The 19,161-nt window shown below is 65.4% G+C and carries 16 protein-coding genes and 1 tRNA gene; 9 read left to right on the plus strand and 8 right to left on the minus strand.

Annotated elements, in window-relative coordinates:
* Positions 1–98: 98 nt before the first annotated feature.
* The 4 genes from DCM79_RS04570 to DCM79_RS04585 form a co-directional block, all read right to left on the minus strand.
* Entirely contained in the window at positions 99–713 is a 615-nt protein-coding gene (locus DCM79_RS04570) for a GDYXXLXY domain-containing protein (protein WP_257178842.1), read from the minus strand.
* Positions 710–1,984 (minus strand): DUF2157 domain-containing protein, encoded by a 1,275-nt coding sequence (locus tag DCM79_RS04575; protein ID WP_257178843.1) that lies wholly within the window; start codon positions 1,982–1,984, stop codon positions 710–712. Before DCM79_RS04575 ends, DCM79_RS04570 begins: the two co-directional genes overlap by 4 nt.
* Positions 1,985–2,427: 443 nt before the next feature.
* Positions 2,428–3,408 (minus strand): tripartite tricarboxylate transporter substrate binding protein, encoded by a 981-nt coding sequence (locus DCM79_RS04580; RefSeq protein WP_257178844.1) that lies wholly within the window; start codon positions 3,406–3,408, stop codon positions 2,428–2,430.
* Between the two features lie 72 nt (positions 3,409–3,480).
* Positions 3,481–5,121 (minus strand): FAD-dependent oxidoreductase, encoded by a 1,641-nt coding sequence (locus tag DCM79_RS04585; protein WP_257178845.1) that lies wholly within the window; start codon positions 5,119–5,121, stop codon positions 3,481–3,483.
* A 115-nt stretch (positions 5,122–5,236) separates the two neighbouring features.
* Between DCM79_RS04585 and DCM79_RS04590 the strand changes: the two genes are divergently transcribed.
* Complete coding sequence (locus DCM79_RS04590; protein WP_257178846.1) at positions 5,237–6,136, plus strand: LysR family transcriptional regulator; 900 nt, start codon at positions 5,237–5,239, stop codon at positions 6,134–6,136.
* 351 nt (positions 6,137–6,487) lie between these two features.
* Here DCM79_RS04590 and DCM79_RS04595 read toward each other — a convergent pair whose 3' ends face one another.
* Positions 6,488–7,828: an agarase gene (locus DCM79_RS04595; RefSeq protein ID WP_257178847.1), complete on the minus strand. Its 1,341-nt coding sequence runs from the start codon at positions 7,826–7,828 to the stop codon at positions 6,488–6,490.
* A 143-nt stretch (positions 7,829–7,971) separates the two neighbouring features.
* Between DCM79_RS04595 and DCM79_RS04600 the strand changes: the two genes are divergently transcribed.
* Entirely contained in the window at positions 7,972–9,309 is a 1,338-nt protein-coding gene (locus DCM79_RS04600) for a GH1 family beta-glucosidase (protein WP_257178848.1), read from the plus strand.
* Positions 9,310–9,486: 177 nt separating this feature from the next.
* On the opposite strand, the gene DCM79_RS04605 is transcribed toward DCM79_RS04600, so the two are convergent.
* A tRNA-Ser gene (locus DCM79_RS04605) sits at positions 9,487–9,576 on the minus strand.
* Between the two features lie 407 nt (positions 9,577–9,983).
* Positions 9,984–11,123, minus strand: coding sequence for an ROK family protein (locus tag DCM79_RS04610; RefSeq protein WP_257178849.1), 1,140 nt, complete (start codon positions 11,121–11,123; stop codon positions 9,984–9,986).
* A gap of 331 nt (positions 11,124–11,454) precedes the next feature.
* Between DCM79_RS04610 and rplU the strand changes: the two genes are divergently transcribed.
* From rplU to DCM79_RS04625, 3 genes are all read left to right on the plus strand, one after another.
* Entirely contained in the window at positions 11,455–11,841 is a 387-nt protein-coding gene (rplU, locus tag DCM79_RS04615) for a 50S ribosomal protein L21 (RefSeq protein ID WP_028133239.1), read from the plus strand.
* 103 nt (positions 11,842–11,944) lie between these two features.
* Positions 11,945–12,214 carry a 50S ribosomal protein L27 gene (gene rpmA, locus DCM79_RS04620; RefSeq protein ID WP_028133240.1) on the plus strand — a complete coding sequence of 90 codons (270 nt, stop codon included), beginning with the start codon at positions 11,945–11,947 and terminating at the stop codon, positions 12,212–12,214.
* 149 nt (positions 12,215–12,363) lie between these two features.
* Positions 12,364–12,957 carry a GNAT family N-acetyltransferase gene (locus DCM79_RS04625; protein ID WP_257178850.1) on the plus strand — a complete coding sequence of 198 codons (594 nt, stop codon included), beginning with the start codon at positions 12,364–12,366 and terminating at the stop codon, positions 12,955–12,957.
* A gap of 184 nt (positions 12,958–13,141) precedes the next feature.
* On the opposite strand, the gene DCM79_RS04630 is transcribed toward DCM79_RS04625, so the two are convergent.
* On the minus strand, positions 13,142–14,056 hold the full coding sequence (locus tag DCM79_RS04630; RefSeq protein ID WP_257178851.1) for a DMT family transporter: 915 nt from the start codon (positions 14,054–14,056) through the stop codon (positions 13,142–13,144).
* A 275-nt stretch (positions 14,057–14,331) separates the two neighbouring features.
* Between DCM79_RS04630 and DCM79_RS04635 the strand changes: the two genes are divergently transcribed.
* The 4 genes from DCM79_RS04635 to proB all read left to right on the plus strand — a co-directional run bounded on the left by DCM79_RS04635 (position 14,332) and on the right by proB (position 19,136).
* Positions 14,332–14,814, plus strand: a complete 483-nt coding sequence (locus tag DCM79_RS04635) for a MaoC family dehydratase (protein ID WP_257178852.1) — start codon at positions 14,332–14,334, stop codon at positions 14,812–14,814.
* Between the two features lie 84 nt (positions 14,815–14,898).
* A complete protein-coding gene (obgE, locus tag DCM79_RS04640) occupies positions 14,899–15,939 on the plus strand; it encodes a GTPase ObgE (protein WP_028133244.1) in 1,041 nt (346 codons plus the stop codon).
* 218 nt (positions 15,940–16,157) lie between these two features.
* A complete protein-coding gene (locus tag DCM79_RS04645; RefSeq protein ID WP_257178853.1) occupies positions 16,158–17,792 on the plus strand; it encodes an alkaline phosphatase family protein in 1,635 nt (544 codons plus the stop codon).
* Between the two features lie 222 nt (positions 17,793–18,014).
* The gene (gene proB / locus DCM79_RS04650; protein ID WP_257178854.1) at positions 18,015–19,136 is read left to right on the plus strand and encodes a glutamate 5-kinase; all 1,122 of its coding nucleotides are present in this window, start codon (positions 18,015–18,017) and stop codon (positions 19,134–19,136) included.
* Positions 19,137–19,161 lie beyond the last annotated feature (25 nt).

The following is a 19,161-nucleotide window of genomic DNA, read 5'->3' on the forward strand; positions in this document are numbered from 1 at the left end:
GACGCACGCTCCCTCAGCTGCCTCGCGGCGGCCGTTCTCGTTGCAGCAAGAAAGCCCTCACCCGGCGCGGCAATCGATCTATCCCAGCGCACCCCGCCCTAATACAACGGCTCCTCATACACCGGCTCGCCGTCGAGCAGCAGCCGCTTGATGGCGGCGCGGCCCGAGGGCAGCACGGCGGCGACGATCCGCAGCTTCTGCTGGTTGCGGGCCTGCTCGAGCTTGCCGCCCTCGCCTTGCGGCACGAAATAGCTTTCGAGGCCGTATTTGATCGGCAGCTTGTCGCAGAATCTTCGCCGGTCGTCGCTGCAGGAGCCGCCATAATTGCCGACGCGGCCGCGGATCAGCACTTCGGGCGCGGTGACCGCGACGGGCTCGGCATGCACCGAGACGGCCTGATACAGCCCGTCGGCATTTGGCGCGAGCTTGACGAAGACGTCGGGGTGGCGCGCATCCGCGACCTTGCCGGCGAGCGCGCCGGCTGGCACCTGCGAGATCTCGTAGCGGAGCACGACATAGTCGCCGCGCAGGAGATCGCGCGGATCGACCGGCTGCGTCTGCAAGGTCACCTCGACGCCTTCGCGCAGGATCTGCACGCGGTCGACGACCATCAGCATCAGCAGCAGGCATTGCACCAGGACGGCGACGCCGAACAGCACGGCTTTCGGGATACGCCGCCACAGCGCCGACAAGGACGTGACCAGCCGGCTCATCGTGCACTCCTCGGCAGCGCGCGGTTGAGCGCCGTGGCAAAGGCAACGGCGACGACACCGGCCGCCGCCAGGAACGCCGAGCGGGCGAGCAGCGAGCCCTTCACCGCCCAGGTGATGCCGGCGATCACGCCGGCGATGCCGAGCCAGCCGGCGACGATGCGCGGCCGGACGTCATCGAGCATGCCGGAGACGACGAGGCACAGCATGGCGCAAAGCAGCGCGGCATAAGCCAGCCAGGGCTCGCCGACCGGGGCGACCGGCCAGAACGGCGCGGCCAGCAGCACGAGCCCGATCGCGCCGGCGGCAAGAATCTCGCCTCTGCGCCTGGTGAGCGTGGCGGAGACGAGGGCGAGGATCACCCCCGCCGCGCCGCACAGGATCGCCCACAGCGGCTGGGCCGAGGCTGCGCGCGTCGTCCGCAAGTGAATGATGTCGTCGGCCGTCGTCACCTCCAGGAAAGCCGCGGCGGCCAGCGCGAACGCGCCGTGGATCGACAGCACGCTGCCGAGCCGCGCCGCCCGCGGCGATGGCATCGCGGCGATCGCAAGCCCGGCGCCGAACAGCAGGGCCGCGCCGTTGGCGAGCACGAAGGCCGGCTGGGCGCCGTCGAGCTCGAAGCGCAGCGAGGTCGCGATCCACCACGGCAGTACTGCGAGCGCGACGAGATGGGCCGCGACGCGGGAATTCCACGCCAAGGCATGGCTTGCGGCGATCAGCCAGACCGCCACGAAGGGAAGATGCAGGACGTCCGGCGAATCATGGATCCGCATGCAGGTCCAGATGCTGGCGGCGACGAGGCCGACCGCGAGCGCCCCGCGCGAGCCGGTCAACAGCGCGGCGGCGAACGCGCCGATCGACCACAGCAGCATGCCGCCGGCAAAATCCTCGCCGAGATGATACATCTGACCGACCAGCGCGATGCCCGCGCCAAAGATGATCGCGCCGATGCCGGCGCAGAGATCGGCAAGAACGTCGCGGCCCCGCCCAGCGAACCAGGCGCCGAGGGCACCGGTTACGGCCATGCCGGCGAGCAGGATGGCGAACCGCGCCAGCCGCGCGATCTCGGTCCAGTGCGCGGCGACGAAGGCGAGGAACGCGGCCGCGATCAGCAGACCGCCGACGATGCCGACGACCACGGCGATGTTGATGCCCGCGGGCAGCGGCGGCAGCGCATTGCGGATGGACGCGGCCGCCGCCGGCGCAATCACGCCCTCGGCCTCCCATCGCGCCAGATCGGCTTCGAGGCGGTCGCGGTAAGTCTTGTCGAACATCGTGGTGGGTCACCTTGGTCCCGCCGGAGGGTGGGGCATTGCTGGGTCGGAGCGGGCGGGGATTGGGTTCAAGCGGGTGCCGCCGTGCCAGACGCCTTATGCCCCGGCCAACATAAACGCGAAAACAACCCCATGCACAGTAGACGGGGTGTGTTGGATCAATGGGATACACAGGAGCCACGGCTTGAGCCATGCGATGGATTCAAGACCCGCAACACCGCTCTCCGCGAGACGGCCGCCGCCACGGCCTGACATTGGCAGCAACACCGCGTCAGCGGCTCTGGCTCACGCGTTATGGGTTGCCGAGCAGCGTCCGCTCACGAGGCTGCGGTGGCATGACGACCAAAGCGCGATGCGATGAGGATGTATCGACATCGCGCTTCAGCTTGTTGTTTGAGCATGATCTTCTCGGAAAACCGCTGCGCACTTTTCCGGATCATGCTTTAGTTCGCCTTGATACCGGCCTCGCGGATGAGCTTGCCCCATTTCGCGCTTTCGTCCTGAATGAAGCGGGCGAACTGCTCGGGCGACATCGGCGCAGGCTCCGCGCCGAGCGTCCTGATCTTCTCGAGCACCGACGGGTCCTTCAGCGCCTTCGTGAAGGCCTCGTTCAGCCTGCCGATGACGTCGGCAGGCGTGCCTGCGGGAGCGACGAGCCCGAACCAGCCAACCGATTCGAAGCCTGCAATGCCGCTCTCCGCGAGGGTCGGCACATCGGGCAAGGACGCAAGGCGGCGCGCCGAGGAAACGCCGATCGCGTTGAGCTTGCGCTCCAGGATCAATTGCCGCGATGCCGGGATATCGAGCACCGCGAACGGAATATGGCCCGCAAGCACGTCGACCGTCGCCGGTGCGGTGCCGCGATAAGGGACCAGCTCCATCGCGATCCCAGTCTTGTGCGTGAACAGCGCGGCTGTCAGGTGCATCGCGGTCGAGTTGCCGCCGTGCCCGATCGACAGCGCGCCCGGCCTCGCCTTGGCCAGCGCGACCGCTTCGGCCATGTTGTGCGCGGGAATGTCGGCGGCGGCGACGAGCACGAAGGGGATTTCCGCAAGCAGCGTGATGGGCGCGAGATCCTTCAGCTCGAACGGCATCGACGCGTTGAGATACGGGTTGACCGTCAGCGCACCCGCCGGCGCCACGCCGAGCGTGTAGCCGTCCGGCTTCGCCTGCGCGACCGCGGCCATGCCGATGTTACCCCCTGCTCCGGCGCGGTTCTCGATGACCAGGCCCTGTTTGAGCTCGGCGGTGACCAAGGGCTCGAGCGCGCGGATGACCGTGTCGGCGCTGCCGCCGGGCGGAAAGGTCACGATGATCTTGATCAATTGCTCCGGATAGGCTGCCTTCACGGCCTCCAGCGGCAGCCCGACGAAAGTCGCGGCCGTCAGCACGGCCAGAATGCGGCGCCTTGCAATGCGAAACACGTTGTCCTCCTCGATGCGTTTTTGTGTGAGCCGCCTGGCGTCGTCGTCGTCAGGCAGGCAGCTTGATCTTCTTTACGCCGCCGCGCCGGTGAGCCGCGCCAGCAAGCCCGGCGCATCTTCGGGCGCAGCCTGCCCACGCCAGGCGATGTGCTGGTCGGGCCGCACCAGCACCAGCTTTTCAGCATAAGCCCCGTTTGCCTCATCCGGCGCGATGTCGACCAAGGCCAGCGGCACGCCCCGCGTCTCCGCTGCTGATCTCAGCGCCGCGACGTCGATCGCAGGGTCGAGCCGCAGCAAGGTGTAGCCGACCCCAAAGGCATCGTAGAGCGATCGTCCGTCGCGCAGGAACAGATGCGGCGCGCGGGCGCCCGGCACGGTGGAGGGCGTGAAGCTGCCCATCGTGTAGGCCGGAGGCGTCTCGCCGTCATAGGCGATGATCGGCGAGGCATCGTAATAGTAGCCGAAATTCAATCCTGCGCAGCAATATTGCTGCACGTTGAGATCGTAGGCCGCCTTCGCCAGCGCGGCGCGCGCCGCCTGGCCGCGCGGCGTGTCGTCCTCGATCTCCGCGGAGACGCCGCCGCGCTGCGCCATCATCTTCATGGCGTGGTCCATCGCAAAGCGCGAGACCTGCTCGGTGATGGGCTGGCGCTCCGCTTCATAGGCATCGAGGATCGACGCCGGCGCCCAGCCGTTCAGATGCGCCGCCAATTGCCAGCAGAGATCGACGGCGTCGGCGATGCCCGCATTCATGCCGTAGCCCGCATAGGGCATCCACAGATGCGCGGCGTCGCCGCAGATGAAGACCCTGCGATCGCGGAAGCGATCGGCCACGAGGCGCCGCCCGACCCAGTCCTCCTTGCTGAGCACACGATATTCAAAGCGCTCGTCGACGCCGAGGATGGCACGGATGGACCAGTCGCGATCCACCGAGTCGAATTCGGGCTCGTCGGGCTTGAGGTGATTGTGGATCAGCCAGCGGTCGCGACCGTCGATGGCAACGGTGGTGCCGGAGCGCCGCGGGTTGAGCGAGAGCACCATCCAGGCCGGCTTGTGCGCGCCCATCAGCTCCTTGAGCTGCGGCGCCTCGATATAGGTCGACTGCACGCGCTGGATCACGGGCGTGCCGGACAGGCTGGCTCCGATCGATTTGCGAACCAGCGAGCGGCTGCCGTCGCACCCGATCACGAAGCCGGCGTCGATGCGCAGCAGGCTTCCGCTCTCGAGGTCGCGCGCCAGCACGACCACATGATCGTCATGCTGCTCGATCGACACGACCTCCGTGCGCGCGAGCATGGTGATGCGCGGCTGCGCGGCGGCATGATCGAACAGGATCGGCTCGAGATAGACCTGGTTGATCCGATGCGGCGGCTCGGGTGTCGGCCACCAGGTATCGGGACCGCCGGTCGCGCTGTAGCGCCGCGCGCGCGAGGGGATATCGATGCGGCAGAGCTCGATGCCGGTCGCGGTGGTCCGATAGGAGCAGTCGTTGGGAAAGTCCGCCGGGAGTCCCGCCTCGCGCAGCTTGGCGGCGACGCCGAGCCTTCGGAAGATCTCCATCGAGCGCGCCGAGACGTGGTTGCATTTGACGCTGGGCGGATCGCCGGCATGGCGGACCTCGGCGATCACGACGTCGATCCCGCGCGAAGCCAGGTCCATGGCCGCGGTCAAACCCACGGGCCCGGCGCCCACGACCAGCACCTGTGTCCTCATGCTCGTTTCATCCCCCTGGGCAGCCGCGGATTCGTCGTCCGCGCAACATGCACTTTATTGCAGGGTCGTTTATGAGATAAGACCGAAAGAACTCATCAACTCATGAGTTTTGCCTATGAATGTCACCTTGCGGCAGCTGCGGACCTTCGCCGGCGTGTACCGCACCCGCAGCATCACGCGGGCGGCGCGCGAGCTCGGGATCACGCAATCGGCAGCGAGCCTGTTGATCCAGCAGCTCGAGGGCCAGCTCGGCGTCAGGCTGTTCGACCGCTCCACGCGGTCGGTGCAACCGACGCTGGCCGCCCATGAGGCGTTTCACGCCGCCGAACGGATGCTGAGCGATGCGCTGGGCCTGTCGCGGCGCATGCACGACCTCGCGCAAGCGCGCGCCGGCCGCGTCGCGTTCGTCGCGTCGGCCGGCGCCGCATCGGCGCTGCTGCCGCTGGTGCTCGCGACATTCCGCGCTAGCCATCCCGACATCGAGATCGACATGCGCGATGTCGCGGCCGACGATCTCGTGCCGCGCCTGATCGCAACCGACGCGGAATTCGCGATCGGCAGTGTGGAAGGCGAGTTCGCGGAGATGACGATCGAGACGCTGGCGCGCGGACGCTTGAGCGCGATCGGCCGCCGCACCACCGAGTTCGCCGCGCGGCGCTCCCTCACATGGGACGAGCTGGCGCAGCTGCCGACGATCGCGATGCGGCGCGAGACACGGATCCGGATGCAGATCGATCAGGCGCTGGGCGCGCAGGGCAAGCGTCTGTCACCGACCTATGAGGTGACGCTGATCAACACCGCGCTCGCCATGACGGCCCAGGGCCTGGGCTTCGCCATCCTGCCCGCGACGATGCTGCCGGCCGACCAGTTTCCGGCCCTGATCGCCAAGCCGCTGGTACGCCCGGCCATCACGCGACCGGTATCCGTGCTGCAGCGGCAGGGCCGAACCCTGTCGCCGGCGGCGCAGGCGTTCGTGGCGACGGCGCGAGCGGTGCTGGCGGCGCGATCGGGGTGACGTTTGCCGATATGGTGAAAACAAGCTGCAGCACGGCAGGCAGCATGTCTCCCGCGAACATGACGGCCGTCGCAATGGTCTGCTTTCGCGACATTTGACCGGCCGGCCCGCTCGGGATTCAGGTCAACCAGGTGGCCGATACGGCTACCGATCGAGGCAATGCCCGTAGGCATCGGTGGCTGAGAGACCCGTCGCGCTCCCGGGGTTGGGGCAACTCGCAGACCGGCGCGCCCGTTCATGTGTTCCCAACGCATTGGCGCGAATGGAACGGCGCCGCCGCACAAACTGCCAAGGAAGGAAAGCGAGCCTAGTCCGCATGCATGACGCGGACCGTTTTCATGAGCTCACCGCCTAGATCACAGCCGCGACAGAAGCAGCGTGAATGCACTCTGCCGCCGCGTTGACCGTGGTCATGGTCTTCGTCAGCTCTTCATAAACTTGGTCCTCGATCGTGACGGTTCCGAAATTCGAATCTTCGCCGTCAAATCGCCCCTGCGCCGGCTCATCGGCATGCTCGAACCAGTGATAGCCGACTACATTCGGCTTGCTGAGAGCCGCCGCAACGTAACCCTCGAAAGCTCGGGCGCGCTCTGTCTGGGTCGCCACCCGGGGGCCCCCTCCCTTCGTATTCGGCAAGCCCGCGTCGTCGCCTCGAAATGAGAATTCAGTAATGAGGCATGGCTTCCCGGCAGCAGCGTAAGCGTCAATGACCGGACCGGGGTCGAAGTCGTAGCAATTGAAGGAAATGACATCGAGATGGCGGCCGGCAGCGGCGATGACGCCTGCCGGCGGCTGATACCCGAACCGGGATCCGAGCACGAGATGATTGGGATCGGCCGTCTTGATGGCCGAGACACACAGTTCGAAATATCTGTCGGCGACGACAGCCACGAAGGCATCGCAATCTGCCGAGAAGGCCTCGCGGCAGGGATCTGCCAGATTGGCCTTGGTCTCGAGAGCGTCGTTCAAGACGCCGGGACGAAGCCTGACGAACGGTGCTGCGACATGTTCGATTCTGCCGAGCTCCTGCCAGGATCGCGCCTGAGTGCGCCAGACCGCATTGAACTGATCAAAATCCCGATAGCGCGCCTGCAGTCCCACGATAGCGGCACCCCTGCCAGGTCGACGAGACGGCAGATTCAGGAACAGCGTCAGAAGCTCGTCGGTATTGCGCCAGTCGGGTGACCAGTAGAGCTCATTATCGATGAAGGTCCCGAGCAAGCCGGGATCATTGCGGCGATGCCGGCAACGCTGATCGGCGCTCGCGCGGATATGCGCCGAGAATTCGGGATCGAAAACATCAGGGAAGACTTGATCGCGCCGGTGCAGGCGGAAGGACGCGCCGAGCTCCGCGATCGGCGTGGTTGCCAGCAAGTGCGACCCCGAGCTGGCAACGAGTTCGTCCGACCAGCAGCCGACCGTGTTGAAGGCCCAGCTTGCCAGCCGGTCAGACACGGCCGTGCGCCAGATCTGCAGGCTGCCATACTTGGCCCGGCAGGCCTCGGCATAGGGCACGCGCTCGCTCCCCCCAATGCGTTCCTGATCGAAGCGGATCGTATTGACCCCCTTCGAGAGGAATCGGCCTCCGTCCGGATCGACGAGCCAGAATACGCCATTGCGCTCGGCGACGCGAAAGTAGCCGCTCCCGCTGAGGTCGCCGTCAACGACCCCGCCCCATCTGGTTCTCTGCAATTGCGGCCCCCGGCAACGGTCTTGGGATGTCAATCCTTTGCATGGCCGCGCCGGAACTCGTTGAGCTATCTCAATACCGTCCGGAACCTGCATGATTACCAATGTCGCGACAATCACGGCGGGCTGGAGCAAGCAGGTCGTTCATGGCGACAACGCAACTGGCGGACACCACGAGCCTGCGCCCGGATTTCATCTGGGGCGTTTCCACCTCGAGCTTCCAGATCGAGGGCGCGACGCGGGAGGACGGCCGCGGGCTCAGCGTCTGGGATATCTACTGTCAGAGCGGTGCCATCAAGAATCACGATACCGGCGATGTCGCGTGCGACCATTATCATCGCTATCGCGAGGATGTCGGCCTGATGAAGGCCCTGGGCGTGCAGGCTTACCGGTTCTCGGTGGCCTGGCCGCGCGTGCTGCCGCAAGGGACGGGCTCCGCCAACGAGGCTGGCCTTGCATTCTACGAGCGCTTGATCGACGCGCTCTTGGCCGCCGGAATCGAGCCATGGCTGTGCCTCTATCATTGGGACCTGCCCCAGGCCCTGGAGGAGCGGGGCGGCTGGCTGAACCGGGAGTCCACGACTTGGTTCGCCGACTACGCGGCTCTGGCCGCCAGGCGCTTTGGCGACCGGGTCAAGCGGTTTGCGACATTCAACGAGCCGTCCATCTTCACTCTCTTCGGCCGCTCGCTCGGCAAGCGGGATCGCGGAAGCGAAGATGAGCTCCACCGCATGATCCACCACGTCAATCTCGCGCACGGGGCTGCCGTGGACGTGCTGCGCGCGAGCGTCGCTGGCGCCTCGATCGGATGCATTCACAACCGGCAGCCCTGTCGGCCCTCCAGCGCAAGCGAAGCCGATGCGGCTGCGGCGGCGCGCCTGAGCATGTATTGGAATGATGTCTTTCCCGATCCGCAATGCGTTGGCGCTTACCCTGCGTCGATGCGGACAGCGATCGAGCCGCATATGCAACCCGGCGATATGGCGCGCATCTGCCGTCCGGTCGATTGGTTTGGACTGAACCATTACAGTCCGGTCTATGTGAAGGCGAACGCGGATTCGATGCTGGGTTACGACTTCGGCGACAAGCCTGCCGGCACCCCCTTGACGCCGATCGGCTGGCCGATCGACCCCGAGGCTTTCCGGCAAACCCTCGAGTCCGTCCACGCGCGTTATGGGCTGCCGATCTACGTCCTCGAAAACGGATACGGCAGCTTCGACGAGCCCGACCAAACGGGTTCGGTGAACGATGGCGACCGAATTGATTTCCTGAAGGCCTATATCGAGGCGATGAATGCCGCCGCCTCCAGCGGAGCCGATCTGCGCGGCTATTTCATCTGGTCGCTGCTCGACAATTTCGAATGGGATTCCGGGTACAGCAACAGGTTCGGCCTCGCCTATGTGGACTATGTCTCGCTGCGGCGGATACCGAAGGCTTCATTCGGCTGGTACGCCGAACTCATCAAGGCGTGGCGCTCGTCATGACGGCCACTTCTTCGACGACCGCCATTCTGCTCGCAGGCCATCGGGGGGACCAACGCTCGCCTCTCGAGCGGCAGCATGGGCTCTGCCCCGTCTTCCGTCGAACAGCCTGCTGCAGCTTGGCGGACGAGAGCGCATCGCGGGCTACGAGAAGAAGGCGCCGATCGGATTTTTCAAAGCTGGCGGAGAGGGAGGGATTCGAACCCCCGATAGGCTTGCACCTATGCCGCATTTCGAGTGCGGTGCATTCAACCACTCTGCCACCTCTCCTGAAGGCGCCATATAGAGGCAGGGCCCCTGTGGTTGGGGGCGTTAATAGGCGAGGATGGCCGGCCAGACAAGGCGCGGGAGACGAAAATCAGACCGGTTTTCCAGGTCCGTCCTGGGATGTTGCGGTGGCGTCGAGGCCAATTGCGGATTTGGGCGGCACTTTGAGGAAAATGGGCCGCTTCTCAGCCGGCGCGCCGGCCGGGCCGCGCACGGGTGCCGAATCACCGATCTGGTCGGAAAAACGGGGTGGGACCGCCAGACGCGGTAAACACTGGCGGTCCCGGTGCCGCTCATTGAAACTCTGGCCGTGAAGGGCGGCTTCGCCGGCCAGGCGAGGCGACGATTCGACCCTAGCGTGCGGCGGCCGGTGCGCAACGCAATCCGGTCCTTAACCTAACCGGTCAAGGTTACTCGTCGTCGTTCTTCTTGCTGTCTTTACCCTTCTTCTTTCCATTCTCCGTGGAATCCCGGTCCTTGCCGTTCTCCTTGCGGCGGTTGGTGAAGCGGGCATTGCCGAGGCCGGTGCCGATGGTGAGCACGCCCCAGCGCTCGACGTCCTGCATGAACGGCACCTCGGAGAGGCCCTGCACCACGCCGTCATTGTGCATCAGGATCGCGGTGTCGTGCTCGCCGATCTGCGGAATGCCCTCGAGCAGGCTCGCCGGCAGGTTGAACTTGCTGCTCTCCCAATTGCCGGGAAGATTCTGCGCGCCCTTCTCGATCGAGCCGTCGGCGTTGATCACGCCGGGACAGGCGATGCCGATGAAGGGGGCGAGCTTGTAGCCTTCCTTATCGGCCTCCGTGATCAGCCCCTTCAGCATCTTGGTGAGCCGCTTCACCGCGCCTTCGCGCGTCGGCTCGTCGTCGGCATGGCGCCACAGCTCGGAATGCACCACCTTGGCTTTCGACAGGTCCTTGGCTTTTTTCCAGCCGGTTTCCACCAGGCCGCAGCGGATGTTGGTGCCGCCGATGTCGACGGCAATGATGCTGTCATGGGCCTCGAAGATCCAGGACGGCGCCAGATGCAGCGCGCCGATCAGGCCGGCTTCATCGGGGTGATGGCGGATCGGCATCATGTCGATCTTGAAGTCGTCGGATTTGAGGATGATCTCGGCGCGCGCGATCGCGAGCTCGCCGAGCCGGGAATCGCGGAAACCGCCGCCAACGATGATGCGCTCGGTCTTGGCCCAGGCCTTGGTCTTGAGGAAGCGGCGCGTGACATAAGCGAGCTCCTGGGCGAAATCCTCGATCGCGCTGTGCACCACGGCCGCGGCCTCGGCGTCGTCGCCGATCATGATGGCATCCAGCGTCTTCTTGTTGATCTCCTCCGTCGGCACCTTCCCGAACGGGTCCTCGCCGGTCTTGCGCAGCGGCTTGCGCCAGCCCTCGAGGATGTCGCGGAACGCGCCTTTGCTGGCGCGGTCGCCGAGGAAGCCGTCCTCGTCCTTGATCTCGATGTTGAAGCTGTCGATGTCCACCGACGGCAGCCGCTCGGCGCCGTGATGGGCGATGCCCGTCGTCGTCTTGACCAGTTCGTCCGTTGCCATTGAAGAGCCCTTGCCCGCTTACCTGTTCCGGCCGGGACAACGGCGCGGGAACCGGTTTGTTGCAACGGCCGCCGAATTTCGCATGAAAGCCGGCAGCCCGGCCAAATCCTTCAAATCCGGGCCTTTTTCCGCGGTTTTCCTTGACTTGCGGCCGATGGCGGCTATAAGTCCCACAGTCGGGGCGGGGCGTTTCTCGCGCCGCTTGTTTTTGCGTGGGTTTTCAAGGGGATAAGCCCCACCCGCACAAAACGCAGATAAACCCGTAGCGACTGACAAAAAGCCGGCCCGGACAATCTGTCACGAGGCCGGGATTGAACACGGAGAAAGAACGATGTTCGCAGTCATCAAAACCGGCGGCAAGCAATACCGCGTCGTGCCGGATGATGTTCTCGAAGTAGGCAAGATCGAAGGCGAAGTCGGCTCGATCGTGCAGTTGAATGAAGTTCTGGTGGTCGGCGGCGACACGCCGGTGCTGGGCATTCCCACGGTCGCAGGCGCGTCCGTTGCGGTCGAGGTGCTCGACCACAAGCGCGGCCCCAAGGTCATCGCGTTCAAGAAGCGCCGCCGCAAGAATTCGCGCCGCAAGCGCGGCTATCGCGACGAGATCACGGTTCTGCGCGTCAGCGAGATCCTGACCGACGGCGCCAAGCCCACCAAGGGCCCGCGTCCGAAGCGGGAGAAGGTGGCGAAGGAGCCGGCCGCGGAAGCCGCCGAGTAACGCAAGATCGATCACGCCCGTTCACGAATTGAGGCGTGAGACATTTTGAAATGATTCCGTCAAGGAATTGACCTAGACATACGCAGGATTTCGGAGACGAGCCATGGCTCACAAAAAAGCAGGCGGTTCATCGCGTAACGGACGCGATTCCAAGGGCAAGCGCCTCGGTATCAAGGCGTTCGGCGGGGAGCTCGTCACTCCCGGCAACATCATTGCGCGTCAGCGCGGCACCACCTGGCACCCCGGCCTTAATGTCGGCATGGGCACGGACCATACCCTGTTCGCCAAGATCGAGGGTCGTGTTGCGTTCCAGGCCAAAGCCAACGGCCGCACCTTCGTATCGGTACTCCCGATCGCAGAGGCTGCTGAATAGACGGTGGATCAAATGGAGTCCGCCGGTCCCGACTGAACCGGCGGAGTCCAGATCCTAGCGATCGAAGGCTCCAGGGGAGGCGGGAAACCGGCCTCCCCTTTTCTTTTGACTTGCTCACTTTGACTTAGTGACTTCTAGCGGAGCCGGACATGTTGCAGGATTTCTCGAGCGTGACCTTGGCCGAGGCGAGACCCAGCGTCGTCGCCACCGAGCGGCTGACTTTGCGGCGGCCGACGCTGGCCGACGTCAGGACCATCGCCCGGCTCGCCAACGACCGCCGCGTCGCGGAAAACACCCGCCGCCTGCCGCACCCCTATTCGCAGGACGACGCCGTCGAGTTCATCCGCGCCACCGCCGCGCTCGGAGCTGAGACCGTATTCCTGATCGAGCACGATAACGGCCCGGTCGGCATGGTCGGCATCGACTGCTCGACACCAGGCAATGCCGAGCTCGGCTACTGGCTCGGCGTCGAGCATTGGGGCCGGGGCTTTGCGACCGAAGCCGCACGCGGCGCGATCGACTTCTTCTTCGAGGAGTTCGAGGACGAGCATCTCTATGCGGGTGCGCGCGTCACCAACCCCGCCTCGCGCAAGGTGCTGGAGAAGTGCGGCTTCCAATGGAGCGGCGTCCAGCTGCATCGATTCCTGGCGCTGGGCTCCTCGACGCCGGTCGATTGCTTCCGCCTGTCGCGCGGCGTGTGGGCCTCGCTGAAGAGCTGGAGCAGCGCGCGGCGGATGAGGTAGGCGCGCTGCAGCGCCATTCACGACTGTCATCCCGGGGCGCGGCAAAGCCGCGAGCCCGGGATCCATAATCCCGGAGCGGAATGTGAGGCAAAGCGCCCACTCCGAGTTTTCGCAACACGACGTCCTGTGGGTATGGATCCCGGGCTCGCGCTTTGCGCGCCCCGGGATGACGTTGTGAGTGTGGCTACGCTGGCGGGTTCACTTCCTCACTCGGACGCCCCAGATCCCGCTCGCGCAGATAAATATAGAACCCGGCGCCGATGATGATCGCGGCGCCGACGAGGGTTGCGACCGACGGCACGTCGCCGAACACGACGAAGCCGAAGATCACGGCCCAGACGATCATCGAATATTGGTACGGCACCACGACGCTGGCCGGCGCCAGCTTGAGCGAGCGGTTGACGCAGAACAGCGCGGTGACCGAAACCAGCCCGGCGGCCGCGAAGATGACGAGGCTGCCAGGGGTCGGCGGCACCCAGTTGAAGGCCGACAGCACCGCGCCCAGCGAGAACGTGCCGACGAATTGCGTTGACGCCATCACGATGTCGGGCGTCTTGCGCAGGCTGCGCGTGATCAGCATCAGGGTTGCGAAGGACAGGCTGCCGCCGAGCGCGATCAGCGCCGGCAGGCTGACGGTCTGGGCCGATGGCCGCAGCGCGATCAGCACGCCGCAGAAGCCGATCAGGATCGCGGTCCAGCGCCGCCAGCCGACCTTCTCCCCCAGGAAGATCGCCGACATCGCGGTGACGAAGATCGGGCCGGCGAGATAATAGGTGATGACGTCGGCAAGCGGCAGGTAGACGGTCGCAAGAAAGAAGGCGGCGACCTCCAGCGTCGAGAGCACGACGCGAATGAACTGCAAGCCCGGCCGTTCCAGATGCAGAAACTGGTGACGCTGGGTCCAGATCAGCGGCGACAGCAACAGCAGCGCCGCGCAGGCGCGCAGGAACAGCAGCTGCCCCACCGAATAAGTCCCGACCAGGAACTTGCCCATGGCATCGCCGAACGAGAACATGAAGATCGACAGCAGCATGAGCCCGATGCCGGCCAGCCGCGCGGAGCGGTCGTCATAGGCGGAGAGGTTCTTGAAGAGGGGCATTGCTGTCGTGGGTAGGAGCCGTCATTGCGAGGAGCTCTTGCGACGAAGCAATCCAGTCTGCTTCCGCAGAGACAGACTGGATTGCTTCGCTTCGCTCGCAATGACGAGCGGAGAGAGCGCGGAAATCCGACGATTAGAGTCGCCTGCGGTCGTTTTAATGACGTGGCCGCGCCGGACAAGCCCGCATCCGCCGAATTGAACGGATTGTCGCACTCATCGCATCGCGGTAGCGATAAACGCCCAGCGACCGAGAGAGCCAAGAAGAGAGCTAAGCCATGACCGATTTCGATCCCACCCAGCATCGCATGATCCCCGCGCAACGCTGGTTTGAGGATTTCGTCGTCGGCGAGCGCTTCGTGCTGCCGGGCCGCACCCAGACGCCGGCGATCTTCGCGGCGTTCCAGACCGCGAGTGGCGACACCCATCCCGTGCATTACGACGTGGAATATTGCCGCAGCCGCGGCATGCCGCATCTGCTCGCCCACGGCTTCCAGACCCTGATCCACACCGCCCCCGGCGCCGGCCTGTTTCCGTTCATGGTCGAGGACTCCCTGGTCGGCTTCCTCGAGCAGTCGAGCCGGTTTCTCAAGCCGGTGTTCGCGGACGACACGATCTATCCGGCGCTCGAGGTCACCGAGCTCTTGCCGGGACGCACGACCGGCGCGGTGACGCTGCGCAGCACGGTGTTCAACCAGCGCAAGGAGCTGGTGCTGGAGGGGATGCAGAAATTCCTGATCCGGAAGCGGCCGGCCGGTTAAGCACGCCCCAAGTTCGCGGAAATTCGGCCGATTTGCGGGTCTATCCGGGTTGCCGCGGGAGACCTGCTGGCCTACCTATGGCCGATGAAATTCCTTGACGAAGCAAAGGTCTATATCCGCTCCGGCGACGGCGGGAACGGCTGCGTGGCGTTCCGCCGCGAGAAGTTCATCGAATTCGGCGGCCCCTCCGGCGGCAATGGCGGCCGCGGCGGCAACGTCATCATCGAGGTCGCCGACGGCCTCAACACGCTGATCGACTACCGCTACCAGCAGCACTTCAAGGCCCAGAAGGGCGAGAACGGCTCGGGCTCGGACCGCCACGGCGCCAACGGCAAGAACATCGTGCTGAAGGTGCCTGTCGGCACCCAGATCTTCGACGAGGACCGCGAGACGCTGATCCACGACTTCACCAAGGTCGGCGAGAAGTTCGTGTTGGCCGAGGGCGGCAATGGCGGCTTCGGCAACGCGCATTTCAAGTCGTCGACCAACCGCGCGCCGCGCAACGCCAATCCCGGCCAGCCCGGGGAAGAGCGCTGGATCTGGTTGCGTCTGAAGCTGATCGCCGATGCCGGCCTCGTCGGCCTGCCCAATGCCGGCAAGTCGACCTTCCTGTCCAAGGTCAGCGCGGCAAAGCCGAAGATCGCCGACTATCCCTTCACCACCCTGCATCCGCAGCTCGGCGTCGTGAACGCCGACGGCCGCGAATTCGTGCTGGCCGACATTCCCGGCCTGATCGAGGGCGCGCATGAGGGCGCCGGCCTCGGCGACCGCTTCCTCGGCCATGTCGAGCGCTGCCGCGTGCTGCTGCACCTGGTCGATGCGACCTGCGAGCATGCCGGCAAGGCCTACAAGACGGTGCGCAAGGAGCTCGACGCCTATGGCGGCCAGCTCACCGACAAGATCGAGATCGTCGCGCTGAACAAGATCGACGCGGTCGAGCCGGACGAATTGAAGAAGCAGAAGGAGCGGCTGAAGCGCGCCGCCAAGAAGACCCCGCTGTTGCTGTCCGGCGTGACCGGCCAGGGCGTCAAGGAAGCCTTGCGCGCGCTGGCCGAGGTGATCGGCGAAGCCCCGGTGTCGGCCAAGGCGAAGAGCGCGGCGGAAGCGGAGCCGTGGTCGGCGTGATTGTTCGCGCTTGGAGACCCTCATGGTGAGGAGCGCGGAACGCGCGTCTCGAACCATGAAGGCCCGGTTCTCGCGCGCGGCCATCCTTCGAGACGCCCGCTTTAGGCGGGCTCCTCAGGATGAGGGTCGGTGGTTGTGACTCAATCAACTGGGCACTAGCTTGTCTTCGCGCTTCCAATATCGCAGCATCACACATCAAGAAAATGCAGGGATGATGCATGGCGCGCGCGAAGAACGTTCTCTGGATCATGTGCGACCAGCTTCGCTATGATTATCTCGGCTGCACCGGCCATCCCACGCTGAAGACGCCCAATATCGACGCGATGGCCAGGCGCGGCGTGCTGTTCAGCAAGGCCTATGTGCAATCGCCGATCTGCGGGCCCTCGCGGATGTCGTTCTACACCGGCCGCTACATGCGCTCGCACGGCTCGCACTGGAACGGCTGGCCGCTACGCGTCGGCGAGCCCACGCTCGGCGATCACCTCAAGAAGATCGGCGTGCGCAACGTGCTGGTCGGTAAGACCCACATGGCGCCCGACCTCGAAGGCATGAAGGCGCTCGGCATCCCGCCGGAATCGATCATCGGCGTGCACGTCGCCGAATGCGGCTTCGAGCCGTATGAACGTGACGATGGCCTGCATCCGACCGGACGTCCGCGGCCGAAGTACGATGACTATCTGCGCCAGCAGGGCTTTGAAGCCACCAATCCCTGGGAGCATTGGGCCAATTCAGGCGCGGCCGACGATGGCTCCTTGCAGAACGGCTGGCTGCTGGTGCATGCGGACAAGGCCGCGCGCGTGCCGGAGGAGCATTCCGAGACGCCCTACATGACTCGCCGCGCGATGGACTTCATCAGCGAGGCCGAGACCGACGGCAGGCCGTGGTGCCTGCATCTGTCCTACATCAAGCCGCACTGGCCCTACATCGCGCCCGAGCCCTATGCCAGCATGTATTCGACCGACGACATGATCCCGGCGATCCGCTCGATGCGCGAGCGGCAAAATCCGCATCCGGTCTTCGGCGCGTACATGGACATGCGCTACTCCCGCAACATGGCGCGCGACGATGCCCGCGAGAAGGTGATCCCGACCTATATGGGCCTCATCACCCAGATCGACGACCAGATGGGCGTGCTGATGAAGTTCCTGGAAGAGCACGATCTGCTGGACACCACCATGATCGTGTTCACGTCGGATCATGGCGACTATCTCGGCGATCACTGGATGGGCGAGAAGGATCTGTTCCACGAGCAGTCGGCGAAGATTCCGCTGATCATCATCGATCCCTCGAAGAAGGCTGACGCCACGCGCGGCACGCGCAGCGATGCGCTGGTCGAGGCCATCGACCTTGCTCCCACCTTCGTCGATTATTTCGGCGGCAAGGTGCCGGGCCACATCATCGAGGGACGCTCGCTGCTGCCGCTGTTGCGCGGGCCAACCCCGCCGGACTGGCGCAAGGTGGCGTTCTCCGAATACGACTATGCCATGCAGGACGTCAGGCTGAAGCTGAACCAGCCGATCGAGCGCTGCCGCCTGTTCATGGTGTTCGACGGCCGCTGGAAATACATCCACGCCTCGGGCTTCCGCCCGATGCTGTACGACCTCGAGACCGATCCGGAAGAATATCTGGATCGCGGCGATGACCCCGATTGCGCCGGCATCATCGCGCGCTTGCAGGCCGAGCTGTTCGACTGGGCGCTGCATCCGAACGGGCACATCACCACCCCGCGCGAGAAGATCGCGGCCTACGCGGACAACCAGCTGCAGGTGAAGAACGGCGTCCTGATCGGCATCTGGGACGAGACAGAGCTCGCCGCGATCAAGGACGGCATCGCCCAGCGCGGGAAACTATAAAGACCCTCATGGTAAGGAGGCGCGAAGCGCCGTCTCGAACCATGGAGCTTGCTCGCAAACTCCGGCGGGCTGCCACATGCCGGGACGGGCCACATAAGGCCGACATGCGCCGTTTACCATCCCGATTGCCTTGCGCCGGTCACCGTCCTGCTGCAAAAGCAGGGCTCATCGGCGCCGCCTGCCGCTTCGCCGTCATTCCATCCAGCGCCAGCACGCAGAGACATGGCCAGCCCCGAACTCAGTCAATTCCGCCGCATCGTCGTCAAGGTCGGCTCGGCGTTGCTGGTCGATTCCGACAAGGGCGAGGTGCGGGCGTCCTGGCTGGCCGCGCTTGCCGACGACATGGCCAAGCTGCACGAGGAAGGGCGTGACGTCCTCGTGGTCTCCTCCGGCTCGATCGCGCTGGGCCGCAGCCGGCTGAAATTGCCGCGCGGTCCGCTGAAGCTGGAAGAGAGCCAGGCCGCGGCCGCGGTCGGCCAGATCGCACTGGCCCGGATCTGGTCCGAGGTGCTCGGGACCCACGGCATCGGCACCGGCCAGATCCTGGTGACGCCGCAGGACACCGAGGAGCGCCGCCGCTATCTCAACGCGCGCTCCACCATCGGCAAGCTGCTGGAATGGCGCGCCATCCCCGTGATCAACGAGAACGACACGGTGGCGACCAACGAGATCCGCTACGGCGACAACGACCGCCTCGCCGCGCGCGTCGCCACCATGGCGAGCGCCGACCTGCTCGTGCTGCTGTCCGACATCGACGGGCTCTACGACGCTCCGCCGAAGAACAACCCGAACGCCAAGCTGATTCCGGTGGTCGAGAGCATCTCCTCGGAGATCGAGGCGGTGGCGGGCGACGCCGAATCCGAGCTGTCGCGCGGCGGCATGCGCACCAAGGTCGAGGCGGCCAAGATCGCCACGACAGGCGGCACGCATATGCTGATCGCCTCCGGCAAGATCGAGCATCCGCTGCGGGCGATCGCCGATGGCGGCCGCTGCACCTGGTTCCTGACGCCCGCCAACCCCATCACCTCGCGCAAGCGCTGGATCGCGGGCACGCTGGAGCCGAAGGGCACACTGACGATCGATGCCGGCGCAGTGACGGCGCTGCGCGCCGGCGCCAGTCTGCTGCCGGCCGGCGTGATCAAGGTCGAGGGCCAGTTCGCCCGCGGCGATGCCGTGATCGTGCGCGGCCCCGACAGCAGCGAGGTCGGCCGCGGCCTGATCGCCTACGACGCCGACGAGGCCGAGCGGATCAGGGGCCGTTCCTCCCCGGACGTGATGGCCATCCTCGGCATCAGCGGCCGCGCCGAGATGATCCACCGCGACGATCTGGTGGTGGGCGGGTAGCGCCCTTTGCGTCGTCATTCCGGGA

It is taken from the genome of Bradyrhizobium sp. WBOS07 (assembly GCF_024585165.1).
Taxonomy (GTDB): domain Bacteria; phylum Pseudomonadota; class Alphaproteobacteria; order Rhizobiales; family Xanthobacteraceae; genus Bradyrhizobium; species Bradyrhizobium japonicum_B.

Bases quoted from the DNA above. Each gene is read 5' to 3' on its own strand.
- DCM79_RS04645 (WP_257178853.1), top strand. From the start codon at position 16,158: ATGGCGCGCGCGAAGAACGTTCTCTGGATCATGTGCGACCAGCTTCGC.
- DCM79_RS04570 (WP_257178842.1), bottom strand. From the start codon at position 713: ATGAGCCGGCTGGTCACGTCCTTGTCGGCGCTGTGGCGGCGTATCCCG.
- DCM79_RS04585 (WP_257178845.1), bottom strand. From the start codon at position 5,121: ATGAGGACACAGGTGCTGGTCGTGGGCGCCGGGCCCGTGGGTTTGACC.
- rpmA (WP_028133240.1), top strand. From the start codon at position 11,945: ATGGCTCACAAAAAAGCAGGCGGTTCATCGCGTAACGGACGCGATTCC.
- rplU (WP_028133239.1), top strand. From the start codon at position 11,455: ATGTTCGCAGTCATCAAAACCGGCGGCAAGCAATACCGCGTCGTGCCG.
- DCM79_RS04600 (WP_257178848.1), top strand. From the start codon at position 7,972: ATGGCGACAACGCAACTGGCGGACACCACGAGCCTGCGCCCGGATTTC.
- DCM79_RS04590 (WP_257178846.1), top strand. From the start codon at position 5,237: ATGAATGTCACCTTGCGGCAGCTGCGGACCTTCGCCGGCGTGTACCGC.
- DCM79_RS04630 (WP_257178851.1), bottom strand. From the start codon at position 14,056: ATGCCCCTCTTCAAGAACCTCTCCGCCTATGACGACCGCTCCGCGCGG.
- DCM79_RS04575 (WP_257178843.1), bottom strand. From the start codon at position 1,984: ATGTTCGACAAGACTTACCGCGACCGCCTCGAAGCCGATCTGGCGCGA.
- DCM79_RS04610 (WP_257178849.1), bottom strand. From the start codon at position 11,123: ATGGCAACGGACGAACTGGTCAAGACGACGACGGGCATCGCCCATCAC.
- DCM79_RS04625 (WP_257178850.1), top strand. From the start codon at position 12,364: ATGTTGCAGGATTTCTCGAGCGTGACCTTGGCCGAGGCGAGACCCAGC.
- proB (WP_257178854.1), top strand. From the start codon at position 18,015: ATGGCCAGCCCCGAACTCAGTCAATTCCGCCGCATCGTCGTCAAGGTC.
- DCM79_RS04635 (WP_257178852.1), top strand. From the start codon at position 14,332: ATGACCGATTTCGATCCCACCCAGCATCGCATGATCCCCGCGCAACGC.
- obgE (WP_028133244.1), top strand. From the start codon at position 14,899: ATGAAATTCCTTGACGAAGCAAAGGTCTATATCCGCTCCGGCGACGGC.